Annotated in this window: 14 protein-coding genes; 7 read left to right on the forward strand and 7 right to left on the reverse strand. The window is 57.8% G+C overall.

The features are described from left to right. Window positions 1-64: 64 nt before the first annotated feature. The 3 genes from MU848_RS13345 to MU848_RS13355 form a co-directional block, all read right to left on the reverse strand. Window positions 65-2,611: a TonB-dependent receptor gene (locus tag MU848_RS13345; RefSeq protein ID WP_247233110.1), complete on the reverse strand. Its 2,547-nt coding sequence runs from the start codon at window positions 2,609-2,611 to the stop codon at window positions 65-67. 180 nt (window positions 2,612-2,791) lie between these two features. After that, window positions 2,792-3,856 (reverse strand): hypothetical protein, encoded by a 1,065-nt coding sequence (locus tag MU848_RS13350; RefSeq protein WP_247233112.1) that lies wholly within the window; start codon window positions 3,854-3,856, stop codon window positions 2,792-2,794. 33 nt (window positions 3,857-3,889) lie between these two features. Continuing rightward, entirely contained in the window at window positions 3,890-4,303 is a 414-nt protein-coding gene (locus MU848_RS13355) for a VOC family protein (protein ID WP_247233119.1), read from the reverse strand. 500 nt (window positions 4,304-4,803) lie between these two features. On the opposite strand from MU848_RS13355, the gene MU848_RS13360 reads away from it, so the two are divergent. Next, complete coding sequence (locus tag MU848_RS13360; protein ID WP_247233122.1) at window positions 4,804-5,562, forward strand: TetR/AcrR family transcriptional regulator C-terminal domain-containing protein; 759 nt, start codon at window positions 4,804-4,806, stop codon at window positions 5,560-5,562. Window positions 5,563-5,643: 81 nt separating this feature from the next. On the opposite strand, the gene MU848_RS13365 is transcribed toward MU848_RS13360, so the two are convergent. Beyond that, window positions 5,644-6,906: an amidohydrolase family protein gene (locus MU848_RS13365; protein ID WP_247233124.1), complete on the reverse strand. Its 1,263-nt coding sequence runs from the start codon at window positions 6,904-6,906 to the stop codon at window positions 5,644-5,646. Between MU848_RS13365 and MU848_RS13370 the strand changes: the two genes are divergently transcribed. Together MU848_RS13370 and MU848_RS19070 are read left to right on the forward strand one after the other, a co-directional pair. After that, window positions 6,905-7,570: a TetR/AcrR family transcriptional regulator gene (locus MU848_RS13370; protein ID WP_281494448.1), complete on the forward strand. Its 666-nt coding sequence runs from the start codon at window positions 6,905-6,907 to the stop codon at window positions 7,568-7,570. The two genes, MU848_RS13365 and MU848_RS13370, sit on opposite strands and share 2 nt — an antisense overlap. A gap of 286 nt (window positions 7,571-7,856) precedes the next feature. Then, the gene (locus MU848_RS19070) at window positions 7,857-8,876 is read left to right on the forward strand and encodes a zinc-dependent alcohol dehydrogenase (protein ID WP_247233140.1); all 1,020 of its coding nucleotides are present in this window, start codon (window positions 7,857-7,859) and stop codon (window positions 8,874-8,876) included. Between the two features lie 155 nt (window positions 8,877-9,031). Here MU848_RS19070 and MU848_RS13380 read toward each other — a convergent pair whose 3' ends face one another. Both MU848_RS13380 and MU848_RS13385 read right to left on the reverse strand, forming a co-directional pair. Then, window positions 9,032-9,985: a FecR family protein gene (locus MU848_RS13380; protein WP_201516222.1), complete on the reverse strand. Its 954-nt coding sequence runs from the start codon at window positions 9,983-9,985 to the stop codon at window positions 9,032-9,034. 44 nt (window positions 9,986-10,029) lie between these two features. Further along, window positions 10,030-10,563: an RNA polymerase sigma factor gene (locus tag MU848_RS13385; protein WP_268933205.1), complete on the reverse strand. Its 534-nt coding sequence runs from the start codon at window positions 10,561-10,563 to the stop codon at window positions 10,030-10,032. A 358-nt stretch (window positions 10,564-10,921) separates the two neighbouring features. Here MU848_RS13385 and exbB point away from each other — a divergent pair, with 358 nt between their 5' ends. From exbB to MU848_RS13400, 3 genes are read left to right on the forward strand one after another with little or no spacing between them, the layout of a single operon-like run. After that, a complete protein-coding gene (exbB, locus tag MU848_RS13390; RefSeq protein WP_247233142.1) occupies window positions 10,922-11,722 on the forward strand; it encodes a tonB-system energizer ExbB in 801 nt (266 codons plus the stop codon). Window position 11,723: 1 nt separating this feature from the next. Next, the gene (gene exbD, locus MU848_RS13395) at window positions 11,724-12,146 is read left to right on the forward strand and encodes a TonB system transport protein ExbD (RefSeq protein ID WP_201516225.1); all 423 of its coding nucleotides are present in this window, start codon (window positions 11,724-11,726) and stop codon (window positions 12,144-12,146) included. 28 nt (window positions 12,147-12,174) lie between these two features. Next, entirely contained in the window at window positions 12,175-12,930 is a 756-nt protein-coding gene (locus tag MU848_RS13400) for an energy transducer TonB family protein (protein WP_247233144.1), read from the forward strand. A 25-nt stretch (window positions 12,931-12,955) separates the two neighbouring features. Here the strand turns inward: MU848_RS13400 and MU848_RS13405 are convergent, their stop codons facing one another. Next, window positions 12,956-13,426: an Lrp/AsnC family transcriptional regulator gene (locus tag MU848_RS13405; RefSeq protein ID WP_281494450.1), complete on the reverse strand. Its 471-nt coding sequence runs from the start codon at window positions 13,424-13,426 to the stop codon at window positions 12,956-12,958. A 116-nt stretch (window positions 13,427-13,542) separates the two neighbouring features. Here MU848_RS13405 and MU848_RS13410 point away from each other — a divergent pair, with 116 nt between their 5' ends. Beyond that, window positions 13,543-13,794, forward strand: a complete 252-nt coding sequence (locus MU848_RS13410; RefSeq protein WP_247233146.1) for a DUF6356 family protein — start codon at window positions 13,543-13,545, stop codon at window positions 13,792-13,794. The last annotated feature ends 6 nt before the right edge of the window (window positions 13,795-13,800 follow it).

Consider the following 13,800-nt stretch of genomic DNA (forward strand, 5'->3'; position numbering starts at 1 on the left):
AAAACAGTTATTCAGAAAAACGGACGCTCATTGTGTGAGCGTCCGTCGATTTTCCAAATCTTATTTAGTTGTTGCCGAAGCTGTAGCGCAGCTTGATGCCATACATGCGCGGTTCGCCGTAAAGCGATGCGAAGATGCCGAGGCCGTTATAGCTGTTGGCATTTGCAACGCGATACAGTTTGTTCGTCGCATTGGTGACGAACAGGCTCGCGTCCAAGCCCGTCTGGCGAATATTCCGCCAGTCGAGCGACATGTTCAACAGACCGTACGGCTCCAGCGTCGATCCCGGTTCGAAAGACGGGTCGCCAGTGGGCGACGTATGCTGCTTGGAAAAGTGGGAATAGCTGATGAGGTAGGACAATTCACCCATGTCCTCGCCCATCGGCAGCTTCGCCGTGGCACGGATATTGTAGATGTAAGGCGTCACGAACTGGAATGGTATGCAGCTCGCATCGACGGTGCCGCCGAAGGGAACAACTGCAAAGCCGCCACCTGGCAGGCAGGTGCGATCCGCACCGAGCGAGGTGAACTGATATTTTTTGTAGTCGGCATCGGTGTGGCTGAAGGTGCCGCCGATCTCCAATCCTTCGAACGGGCGGATCGAAGCCTCTGCCTCGACGCCCTGAATGGTGGCAGTGGCCGACAAGATTTTGGCGCCGCCTGCGAAGGTCGTCTGGTTAAAGTCCGAACCCGGGCGTTGGATATTCTTATAGTCGGAATAGAAATAGGTGACGTTCAGACGACCTGGCACCGAACCCACGCGCCAGTCAGATTTAAAACCGGCTTCATAGCTGGTTAGCTTTTCCGGTTCAAAGGTGCGGAATTGATCATTCACGGCGACGGAATTAAATCCGCCGGCTTTGTATCCGCGCGTCACCTTGCCATAAACCATGAGACCTTCAACCGGTTTATAGTCCAGCCCCACTGTCCACGTCGGCGCCTTGGTCTTCAACGTCGCGTCAAAACGGCAGTCCTCCGGATTGCTCGACGTCGAATTGTCGAGCGAACAGCGGACAGTGCCGTTAGGCAGAGGCGACCAAGAGGCGGAAAAGCCCTTTACCGTGTCCCAGGTGTAGCGGTAGCCGCCCGTAAAGCGCAGGTTCTTGAGCGCTGGGGAGAAAGCGCCGAAATCCAGCGTGCCTTGCCCATAGAGCGCTTTCGATTTATTCGTAACGCCCGACCTGCCGCGCGTGCCTGCGCAAGTGACAGGATTGCCTGTGTTGGTCGGGGAGCAGAACTGCACCGCAGCTGATTCCCACAATCCTGCCGGTTTGGTATCGATGTAGAAACCACCAACCGTATAGGTCAGGTGATTGTCCAGCATATTGCCCTGAAGCTGCAATTCTTCCGTGATCTGTTCCAGATGGTCTCGCGGATGGGCTAGCTTGACTTCATTGTTATAACCCGCCGCCGGTATGCCGAACTCATCGGTCAGGCCTGCCACAGGGAAGTTGGGAAAATTGGCGCTCTGGCTGGTCTGATATGCCTGCAGCGGCGTGCCGTCATTGTCATTACCATATTCCGACTTCAGCTTCTGGTAGCTGACGATGTTGCGCAGCTTTAATTCGTCGGTCAGTTCAAGATCGGTGGTGTTGATGGCGCCCCAGGCATCAATGTTGGAATAGCCATCGACATCATTCCGCGTCTTCCGAGGGCCGATCTGCTGCGAGATCTCCGTCTGCCGATTATAGATCGCGGCGCATGGATCTGGCACCATACAACCACCTGTAACCAAGCCGCCGGGAATGTCCGGCGCACCCGGCATGCGCCTCAAGCCGAGCCTGAAGCCGCGGTTGATGTAGCCCGCGCCGTTGTTGCGCGACTTTGATCCGTAGACCATAAGATTATTGGACAGGCGCTCGGTCGGGGTCGCCAAAATACTGACCCGGCCGGTATACCAGTGCTGATTGTCGCGGTCCTTGTCCCAGACGATGTCCTGGGTGTAGCCGGTGCGGTCATAATAGGCGCCAGCCACTCGAACGGCGAGCTTATCCTCGATCAGCGGGACGTTGAGCGCCCCCTCGATGTTCACGAGGTCATAATTGCCATAGGATCCCTGGACATAGCCTTCCACCCGGTCGGTGGACGGCTTGTGCGCGGATAGCAGAACCGCGCCGCCAGTCGTATTCCGGCCAAACAAAGTGCCCTGAGGGCCAGAAAGAACCTGAACATTCTCAAGGTCGACGAACTGGCCTGGGCCTCCTTGAAGGCTGAGACTGATCGAAGCGATGAGTGGTACTTCGTTAAAGTAGGTCGCGACTGACGGTAGCGCGAGAAAGCCGGTCGACTGGCCGCGGATGGAGAAGCTCTGCACGTCTCGGCTCGCCTGTCCCTGGGTGCCGACGACCAACGAGGGAACATTGCCGTAGAGCTTTTGCGGCTCGGTGATATTCAGTTCGCGGATTCTCTCCGGCGAGAAGGCGCTGATGACGATCGGCACGTCCTGCGCGCGTTCTTCGCGACGTTGCGCCGTGACGATGATGTCGCTGATCTGCGCTGTTTGCGCGGCCGCATCCGACGCTCCCGTCTGGGCCTGAGCTGGCACGATTGCACCTAGAAATGCCGCGCCTGCCAATAACGAGACATCGAAGTTGTTCCTTACCCTTCTCATACACTCTCCCTCAAATTGATCTGATTTTTTTTGGTATTATTATTGTATGTCGGCCCCTATGAGGCCGCTCTTTATAAAAGAGCAGAGTATTGATTTGCGGTTCATTGAAAGGTTGATTTTTCCGGACATCCGAAAATATTCGATCTATCATGAGCACTACGAGCCTTTGTAGCCGCAAGTTTACGCGGCGATCTGCTCTTCATGAGGACCAGGTGCTTCACGCGGATAGATGCTCGGGCGTCCCATGTCATAGGTCGCGGTAAGCACGCGGATGAAGTCACGATCGTGCAGGAAGTCGGACGGCATCCCGAAGCTCACGCCCCGTTCGCGCAGATCCGCGCAGAACATGTCCAGCACCTGCTCATGTGTAAGATCATCCTTATGTTCAAGGATCATCTTCATCTCGTCCATGTCGGCATAGACATTAGCGCCCCAGTGAACCATCAACCGCACCTCGTCGGCGGAAATGCGATCGATCACGCGGTCGCCCGTCTTGATCCGCCAACCATCGGCGACCTCTGGGTCGGCTGAAATCAAGGACTCGAATGCAAGCCCCTCGGGCTTGCGCCGGTGCAGCGGGCCGCATGCTTCGCCGCGATGGAACATCATTTCATTCTGTACGACGACGCCTCTGTTCCACATAGGCGCCGCAATTCGCTTGGGCGCGGCCTGCGGGCCGTCGGGCCAGTAAGTGAAGCCGCCACCAATAGTGCCGCGGTAGAACCAGGACACGATCTGCGCTTTCTTCACCAGCCACTTCTGAAACAAGCCAGATTTCGTCATGGTGTTCATGAGCCAAATGGGCGTGTTTCGATGGGTGATGCCGCGAAACTCGGTCGCATCAAGGTGAGCCGGATCGGACATATGCGCGGCACCCTGGATAATGAAGTTCATGGACTCCGGCGCCGCATATTTCGCATTCCAGTAGGAACGGACGCGCGCCATATTGCCGCTGTTATAGAATATGTCCTCAAGTTCCTCGAACTGGCACACGCCGTGCTGGGCGAAATAGCCGCGAAAATGTGGCGAGACGAACATGTCCAAGGTAGGCGTCACACCCTCCGGCATTGATCCAGAGCCAGTGGCGATCAATTCCTCGACCGACTTGAAATGCTGTGCAAGCACAAGCTTCCATGGCCCTTCACGGCGGATAACATCCATCATCCGGGCATGTTGATCCTCCGTATAGACGCCATCCACGATGCGCGGCTCTGCGACGGGACGAATGACAAAAGGTGCATTCATGGCAGGCTCCTCAGTGTTGGACGTTTGACATGTTCACTTTGCCAGCAGCTCGACATTTTCACTCAGCCGCCCTTCTGGATCGGTGGTGAAGAGTACGCGCACGCCATGTTCCGGCATTGATTTGATTGGGCCGTTATGCTTGCCGCCATGCGCCAAAACCCGCGAGGCAAGCGCATCCAGGTCATCGGTGATAAAGCCCAAAATAACTTCCTGGTCGCGAGGGGCCGGACGATCGATAAGCTTGAACATAACCAAAGACTCCGAAGACATAGTGTCTCCTGAGCCCATGATGACTTCGCGTATCGCGCCACCCGCGCCACTATCGTCATTCTGGACGCGATGAAGCTTATTGAGGCCGTATACCTGATGATAATATTCGGCTTGAGCCTCTTCGTCGTAGACAATCAGCTTTGTGAATCCAAAGCTTGCTTTACGTGATTCCGTCATATGGATCGTTCCTTAAACATCATGTTTACGCTGCGCATCGTTGATGCTGCGGCACGTCGATTAGAGAGGTGACGGCTACGCAATCTCTCCGGCAACCAACGTATCTGAGAGATCGGCATGGCTTTAATCAGCCATCGCAATAAGCAAGGGCGGCGTTGACCCATTGATCCAGAATAGGGTCAGGAGCAGTAGGGAGCCCGGCTTTTCAGTATCTGTGCAGCAGAGGCTCAGCACGGCTTGAAAGAAGCCGGACGCGCATACTCGCGTCGAACTTAACCGGTCTGCTTCACATATTTCCGGGTCCGCCATCGCCAACCTCTCCCAGCTCGCGATTTCTTGAAGGAGGGTTCGCGTAGCTTGGTCCGTGAATATATCCCGGTTACTCGGGAAGCAACCTTTTTCGACCACATGGTCGATAAATATCGGTAATGATGATGCGTTGGCGGCAGACCCAACTATGCTATCGGAAGATAAGCAACCATATGGCGCGAAACACCCGGATGATGACCAAGGATACTGGCTTGAAGGCCAAAGAGGCGGCGAAAGCATTGCCAAGGGGGCGCCCCCGTAAACTGGAACTGGGCCAGGTGATCGACGCTGCCTTAGCCGTCGGATTGCACCAATTGACGATGGCCGCCGTTGCGGAAAAGCTGGGAGTCGCGAAGGCGGTATTATATGGCTATGTCAAGGACCGGGACGAATTGGTCCGGATCGCCTCCGCCAAGGCGTCCCGCCGGCTTCATAACCCGGAAGATAATGGCCAGCACTGGTGCAGTTGGATCCTCGAAGACGCCCGGGCCTTGTACGAAGTGCTCACCATGGATGGGGAGCTGCTCGAAACCTGGATCAATGGCGTCCAATCGCCGACCCTGGAAGTCGACTCCGGCGAGTCATGGCTGCAGGCGATGACCAAACGCGGATTTACCGGGGAGGAAGCGCTCCAGCTTCGCCGGATCGTTGCTCACCTTGTCATTGGCGCGGCCGCTGCATCGAAGCGGGACCGGACGCTTCGCAGGGAAGGGCGTTCACGTTCTAACATTATAAAGAAATCTGTTTTGAGCCGTTCGCCTGACGAGGCAGTGTTGCTGCGGCAGTTTATCGATGTCTTCGGCCGTGAGGTGACGGAAACCAATTGGGAATATGGGTTATATATCCTGTTACACGGCGTCACGGTCGCCCGCCAAGCCTTGGCGCTTCGCGACGGAGATTCTCAACGACCTTTCGAAGAATATCCGACATCAGACATGCCATCACTTTGAGCGAAGCAGGGAATTGATTCACGGAAGTTTCCCTCGCTAGGAACACGCGGACCAGATAGCGGAACGCGTTCCGGGATTCGGCTATAGCTTCAAAAGTTCCGCGGCAGATTTTCCAAAGAAGCTCTCCCGTGCCGATTGGCTCATCCCTTCCATCTGTGCGTCATACAGCGCCACTGCTTCCTGATGTCCTTCGACATGAGGAAAGTCGGATGAAAAGACGATAATCCCCTCCGGGACGCGATCAATCGTCGGGCGCAACACGTCTTGCTGGTGCACAACCGAAACGCGTACCTGTCGCTGGACATATTCACTGGGTTTGAGCGGCAGGCTGTAAGGTGCGAAGCTGAGCATTCGCGGGCGGCTGTTATCGGCTTCCCTATCTATTGTTTCCAGGAAGTCGGGTATCCAGTCGATCCCAAGTTCCGACACAATGACAGCAAGATTGGGATAACGGTCCAGCACACCACCAAAGATCATCGCCGCGACCGCCAGTTGCGGCACAAGACGGCGGGACAAATTGGCGAGCCTGTAGAAAGAGCTCAGGTCACCGCCATTATTTGCCCAGCCGGGATGCATGGCCGCGCGGCCGCCGCCAACATGGAAAAGGATCGCCACGCCAAGATCCTCACATGTAGCCCAGAAAGGTTCGAAGTCTGGGTGATTGAGCGCTTTTCCACCATGGGGATCGGCTTTGACGAATACGGCGCGCGATCCTTTTTCCCGGCCCGAGATAACCTGCGCAATCGACCATTCCACGTCGATCAGATCAACTACCACGGCCGGGATCAGGCGGTCGGTGTAACCGTGCATCTGCTCCAATGCCCAACGATTGTATGTATCCAGCGCCGGAAGAGCCAAAGATGGATCGTTGCGCATGGCATGCCGATAAGGATGATATCCGTTGGACGGCAACAAGATCTGCTTTTCGATGCCGCGTTTGTCCATCCATGCAATACGCGGCGCGGGCTGCCACGCCTCTGGGGCGAAGGCACCCGCATCCACCGCGATTTGCGGCGGCTCACCACCAGCCAGCGATTTCTCATAAGCGTCGAGCACATAGGGCGGGATCAATTTCAACGGGTCAGGACGCAAGGCTGGCGGCACGGAGGAGAAAAGGTCTCCGACGACGATGTCGAGCAGTTGTTCGGCTACCGTCATTTTAGGCAGCTTGGCAGCGAGGCCGGGATTGGCTTGTACGAACCAGTCCGCTGGCTCGTTGAAATGGCTGTCGACGTCGATGATTCGCATATCTGTCGTTCCTCTCCTACCTTCCGATAATGGTACGATTTCGTTTTCATGTAAACAGGCTTGCAGTTTGGATGGTTTCTGCGAGGACCTGCCCATGGCTCGTGCGTCATCGATAAGGAATGATCCGTCACTCCGTGGTCGGCCCAGACGGCAGGATCTGGAACACCGTCACCACAAGCTGCTTGAAACGGCCATGGGGCTGTTCATCGAGAATGGCCTTGCGGTGACGATGGACACGATCGCCAGCGCAGCCAACGTTTCAAAAAGGACGCTCTACGCCAGCTATCCCGATAAGATATCCTTGTTCCTGGCGGTATTGGAGTGGCTATCGTCAGAGGGCACCAAGGCCGCGCTGAGCCTGCCACCCGACATGCCGCTAGTCCCAGCACTCGTCCGATATGGCGAAGCCTTGTTCGACCATTATTCAGCCCCACGTACAGCAGCTTTTCTGCGGCTGATGCAGAAAGAGAAAGAACGCGTACCGGACCTGGAGCGAATGATGCGGGAAGAGGTTGTCCGCGACCAGGTTATGCCGCTGGTCCACTATTTGGAGGCGCAGTTTCCGGAAACGCCCGATGATAGAAGATTGTTCGTGGCGGCACGCATGCACGTCCGCAATGTTATCGGGGAAATAAGCGATGCTTATGCGGATGGCCGCGTGCCGGACGCCATTGCCAGCCGGGGTTTCCTGCAATCGTCGGCGGAAATCCTTTCCCTAGGTATCCTTCGGAACGGCCTGACGGAACAAAGCGATGTCTGATGCAAACTGCCGAAATTTTACGTGGTGCAGACAGTGATTGGCGGTAACGGGATTTCCGCCCATATCAAAAGTCCAACTATCGATCCGGCAGATTCCGCAGAATCTGGACTTCCTGCTCAAGCCATTTTGCGAGCTTTGACCAGCCGACGGCACGCTGATCGCGACGGCTTATCCTGCGTTGCGTTGCATATGGCGTAACGGGCCGTTACATGCGCCATAATGCCGACGCTTATCTATAGTCGGCCAACAAGCCTCCGGACGTGACCGGTGGCAGGAGAGGATCATCGTGCGAGCTGCTATTTTCGAAGGCGTGGGCAAGCCATTATCGATCCAGACGGTGGACGATCCTACCCCCGCGCCCGATCAGGTCATTCTGACGGTGGAAAATGCCGGTATCTGCGGATCAGACCTCCACATGACCGAAGGCGCGCATACGCCTGCTGGGCTCATTCTGGGCCATGAATTTGCTGGCACGATTTCTGCCGTCGGATCAGCAGTTAAAGGCTGGCGCCCTGGGGATCGCGTGACAGCGCTGCCGCTCAACGCTTGCAACAGCTGCAACACATGCGACCAGGGTCTTCCTGCACTGTGCAGCCAGAATCTGTTTACGGGCTGCTTTCTCACTGCTCAAGGCGCCTACGCGCAATATGTCGCGGCACGCGGCTCGATGTTGCAGCGGCTGCCCGACGGCGTGAGCTTCGCGGAAGGCGCCATGGTCGAGCCGCTGGCTGTCGGTCACCACATTGTCGGAATGGCCGAACTGCCACGCGGCGCATCGGTTCTGGTGCTCGGTGGCGGCCCCATCGGCGCGGCTGTCACGCTTTTCGCGCGCCATGCCGGCGCGCGGCACGTCGTGGTCAGCGAGATGTCGGACGTCCGCCGGAATCGTGTTCTGGAAGTAGGCGCGACCGCCGTCATCGATCCGGCTCAAGAGGATGTGCTGGAAGCGTTTCGCAAGGATACTGGCGAGGCGCGTCCCGCTGTCGTCTTCGAATGCGTCGGATTGCCGGGCATGATTCGGCAAGCGGTGGACCTGGCGGCGGTACGCGGCTGTGTCGTCGTCGCGGGCGTCGTCTTCCAGGAGGACAGCTTCGCGCCGATCGTTGCCATGGGCAAGGAAGTGACGATCCGGTTCAGCCAGGCTTATACGGAAAGCGACTTCGCCGCCGTCATCGACGCGCTCGCCCGGGGAGAGGTCGAACCCCGGCCGTTGCACACGTCGACCGTCAGCCTGGACGAGCTTCCTGCCGCATTCGAAGCGCTGCGAAAGCCAACAGACCAGTGCAAGGTGCTCATCAAACCCTGATCTCTGCGGGGACATACTTCGACAAAAAGCATGGCTATGCGGCATTGTCGCCGCGATCAGTCTCCCGCTGAAGGCTGATCCGTGCCGAACCTGTCAAAGGGCATGCCGGAACCGGAATGTCCGAGCGAACAGCGCGCCAATGCACTGCAGGCTTGTCAGCTTATCAGGTGGAACTTGCCGATCGAATTCACTTTGACGAGATTGGTCTTGCTCAAGCCAGTGAGCCAGAGGTCAATACTGTCAAGTTGGACGACCGCACTCAAACGCTGATTGGCAGCGGTGGCATCAAGCAAGAACACCCGGCCGCGATAATATGGCCGTAACGCCCCAACGATATCGCGCAGCGGACGATCATTGAAGATCATCCGGCCCTTCGCCCAGGCAAGCTCCTGCGTCGGCTCAACCCGCCGCGTGCGAACGAAGCCTTGTCCATCGACAGAGGCCGACCAGCCCTGCCCCAGAGTAACCCGGCGATTGCGGCCCTGCGCCTCGACCAGGCCTTCCGCCACTACCATCTGGGAAGCCGCATTATCACGGGTGACCCCGAAAATGGTGCCGACATCCCTGTAATTTGCGGCACCGGCCGACACGATCATCGGCCGCGCATCGTCATGGACGACTTGCAGCATGATTTGCCCGCGCCCAAGGGTGATCCGGCGTTGGCCCTGCGAAAAGTCGACCTTCAGCGCGGTATCCGCGCCCAGCATAAGTTCACTGCCGTCCGCCAACGTCACCGGTCGGCGTTCGCCGACGCCGCTCACATAATCATATTGCCAGCTATGTTGATATTGATAGCTGAGCCCGATGGTAAGCGCCAGGGAGGCCGCGATTGCCAGCGTCAGGCGGCTGCGGCAGAATTGCCGGAATGAATCCCGGCGGCGTAGACGCGGCAGAGCTTCGCCCGTCAGCCGCCAAGCTTCGCGCGCCTTCGCCAACGCCTCCCTGTTGCCGGAAGAACGGTCCCGCCAGCGCCGGAACGCGGCGACATCTTCTTCCGTCAAACGGCCTGACGTCAGGAGCACGACCCAGTTCAGGGCTTGTTCGTCGGCATTGTCGTCTGACCGGGCAGAGGAGGAATGCACCAGCCGCATCATGTCATAATCGCTCACATTTGGATTGATGAAGAGCTACCCTACACATTATTATAAAACAACTATTGCAGATCGTTAGCAAGAAAATCGCGACAGTGGCGCAAAGCGCGAAGCTGATATTTTTCTATCAGGCTGACCGAAACGCCCAGCCGTTCGGCAATTTCCTTGTGCGTCAGGTTGGTGACGCGGGTCATCACGAACGCTTCCCGGCATTTGGGTGGCAGGTCGCCGAGCGCACGATCGATCCGACGCAGTTGATCTCGCGAGATCGCTATGGCCTCCGGCGACATGACCGCATCCTCGAACAGGATCTGCGCTCCGTCGATTATCGCAGACCGCCGGCTTTCGGTTCGCACATGGTCGATCGCCAAATTCTGCATCATCCTGTAGATATAGGCGCGTGCCTCGCCGTCGCTGTAGAGGGGCGTGCGGATCGACTGCAATTTCAAAAAGACTTCGTGGACCAGGTCGGCCGCTGTTTCAGGGTTCCCCGTCCGCCTCACGCCAACCGCCTGTAAATCGGGTTGCATATGACTGAAGAGGTCTGCCAGCTGCTGGACGGTCAACGGCTTTCTTGCGGTGAACAACCGCCTCATCGTGCCCGGCCGACGCTAAATTGAAACAAACTGGCTACATTACGCGATGTGATACAAGACATGACCCGCCCCGCGACCTGACGCCTGCCTTCTCTCCCACAGGACGGCGCAATCTTACAAGAAGGCGACCATTTCCTTTATCATCGGGGCCGTCAAGTGCGTATTATATCGGCGCGGCCTGCGCATGCGCAGTTTGCGCGAAGCTACCCTGGTTCGAACGCCCAAAACTTTCTTGCTGCCTGCTTTGCGGGAAGGCCCATCGCGGGTCGTTTCCTTCCTGAGAGCGGCAATAGGATGATGGGTTTTCAAGATGACGCGATATCCACAAGGCAGATCCATATTCGCAGGGGCATGGGGCATGGCGATCAGTCTTGCGCTCGTTTCGCCTGCCTGGGCGCAACCGGTCGGCGGAGTTACGGTCAGCACGTCCAATAATCAGCTATTCGAGATCATCGCTCATGCCGATCCGGTGGTGAAGGGCGTGATGGCGATCCTTGTGATCGCGTCCATCGCAACCTGGGCAATCTGGTTTGTCAAACATGGCCAGCTTCGCGCTGCCAAGGTCGCGTTGAAGAATGACGTGGACCTTCTATCGCGCGCCACGTCGCTCGACGGAGCTGCGACCGTCCATTACCCTGCCATTAAGGAAATGGTGGAGATGGTCCGGTCGGAACTGGACGGCATCGGCAATTCACCGTCGTTCCGCGCGATTCGCGGCGTAGAGGAACGCGTCGGCGTCCGTTTCCCCATCATCGAAGCGAGGGCCATTCACCACATGCTGCAGGGCACGAACGTTCTCGCGTCCATCGGCGCAACCGCGCCGTTCGTCGGCCTCGCAGGCACCGTGTGGGGGATCATGCACAGCTTCCTCGGCATCGCACAGAGCAATTCGACAAGCCTCGCCGTGGTCGCGCCCGGCATTGCCGAGGCTCTGTTCGCAACGGCCCTGGGCCTTGCGGCCGCCATTCCGGCGGTGCTGATCTACAACACGCTGTCACGATCGATCGCGGGATATCGCCGGATGCTGTCGGAAGCGGCGGTGATGGTGGCCTGCGTTCTGGAGCATGAATCAGAGCGGCGGCACGGCCGTTCGCCTGAAATCGAGCTGCATCGCAATCCCACCTCCGACAAGGCCGGAACGCTGGGCATGGAGGTCTGACGTGGCCATCCATATCGCACATGCGGATGACGGCCTTGCCGAAACGCACGAAATCAACGTCACCCCTTTCATCGACGTCATGCTGGTGCTGCTGGTGATCTTCATGGTTACGGTGCCGCTCAGCACGGTGGACGTGCCGGTCAATCTGCCGGTATCAAACGCCCAGCAGAAACAACCCGAATCGAAGCCCGTCTATGTGACGTTGCAATCGGACTTCGCTGTTTCCATCGGTGACAGGAAGGTCGATCGCCAGAAGATCGGGGACGCTTTGCTGGCGGAGACCAAGGGAAATCGCGAAACGCAGATTTTCCTGCGTGCCGATAAGGCTGTGGATTACGAACATTTGATGGGTCTGCTCAATGCCCTTCGCGACACAGGATATTACAAGGTCTCGCTCGTTGCCGTCAGCAGCGGAGCGGATTGAACCCCAGGCGCTGCCGGAAAGCGGGCGGATGACGGCAGGGGACGGACAGCGCTGGTCACGCGGCCTGATGATCTCCATTGGCGCTCACGCGCTGGTGGTGGCAGGCCTTGCAGTGGGCATCGTCAACACCCCCCCGCCTCCTTCCACATTGCCGCCAGCGATTGCGCTGACCATGGCGCCTGACCCAATGGCGATGCCGCAGCCGCCCTCTCCGATTCCGCCCGGTCCCGAGGCGGAGCGATCAAAGGCGGTGGATGAACCGGTGCCTGAAAAGGAGCCGCTCGACATACCCGAGGTTCCCACCGCCTCCGCACCTGTGGTTACCCCGCCGCAGAAGAAGGTGACGCCGCGGCCAACAGTTCAGGACGATGCTCCGCGCAAGAAGCAGGAGTCCGACAGGGCCAGCGCTCCGCCGGTTCCGATCGCCCCGCCTGCCCCTGCGATGGCGGCTCCGGTCAAGGGGGCAGCCGCGCAAGGCTTTGCCTCAGCCGAAAAGCGGTGGGAAGCGATGGTGGTGGCGACGCTGGACCGCAAGAAGAGATATCCTGGCGAAGCCCAACGGCGGGGCATCGAGGATATCGTCTATCTGCACCTGACGATCGACCGCTCCGGCAAGGTGCTGGACGCTTCGATCGAACGAAGCCGCAAGAATCCCCTCCTCGACCGTGCAACGCTGGATTTGGCGCGCCGCGCGTCGCCCCTGCCCGCTCCTCCCTCTAGCGAAGCAGGCGACCGGATCGATTTCGTGGTGCCGGTCGAATATAAGGTCGCAACCGCCCGATAGCCGGGCAAATGACAGTCCTGCCGCTTCACGATGGAAGCGGCAGGACCGTCGTCGATTTGATTTCCTGCATCGCGAAGGACGAGCTGACGTCGCTCAACTTCGCGATCTTGGTCAGTTTACGATAGATGCGGTCATAATCGCTGATGTCGCGCACGACGATCTTCAACAGATAATCGATATCGCCGCTCATCCTGAAGAATTCGACCACTTCGGGGATGAGGGATACGCCTTCCGCAAATGTCTGCAGCCATTGGTCGCTATGATCGGCGGTCTTCACCGTGACGATCACGATGACGCCAAGGCCCAGCTGATGACGGTCAAGCAGCGTCACGCGCCCCTTGATCAGCCCTTCCCGCTCAAACCGCTTGATGCGTTTCCAGCACGGCGTCTGCGATAGTCCCACCTGATCGGCGATCTGCGCAACGGTGAGTGTTGCATCCTGCTGAAGCAGGTTCAGAATTTTGCGGTCAGTGTGATCGAGAATGATGTTCTCCATGTTCAGCATTTCCCTGGCATGATCTACTACCTTATCCCGTTATTTTCGAAAAATAGAAAATCATTTCTCCAGGTACGGGAGTAGGATCGCCTTATCGAAAATTTGGGGGTAAGACCATGATCCGGAAGCTGTTCACAGAACATCCTGCGGCCGTAAACGAGACTTATGGCGAACATTTCGTGATGGCATCACGCTTCGGCTTTTCCATGGTGACAGCTGGCCTTGCCTGCATGGTGCACGCCATCATTCCGGGCCTGTTCATCACCACGGGCAGTGACATGGTCGAACGGCTTCATGACGCAATGGTCCTGAAGCGCCGGAACAGCATTCGCGAAAAGGGACCGCTGGTCCCCAGCAGCGCGGAATAAATCGTC

The organism is Sphingobium agri (assembly GCF_023051225.1).
In the GTDB taxonomy this organism is placed as follows: Bacteria; Pseudomonadota; Alphaproteobacteria; order Sphingomonadales; family Sphingomonadaceae; genus Sphingobium; species Sphingobium agri.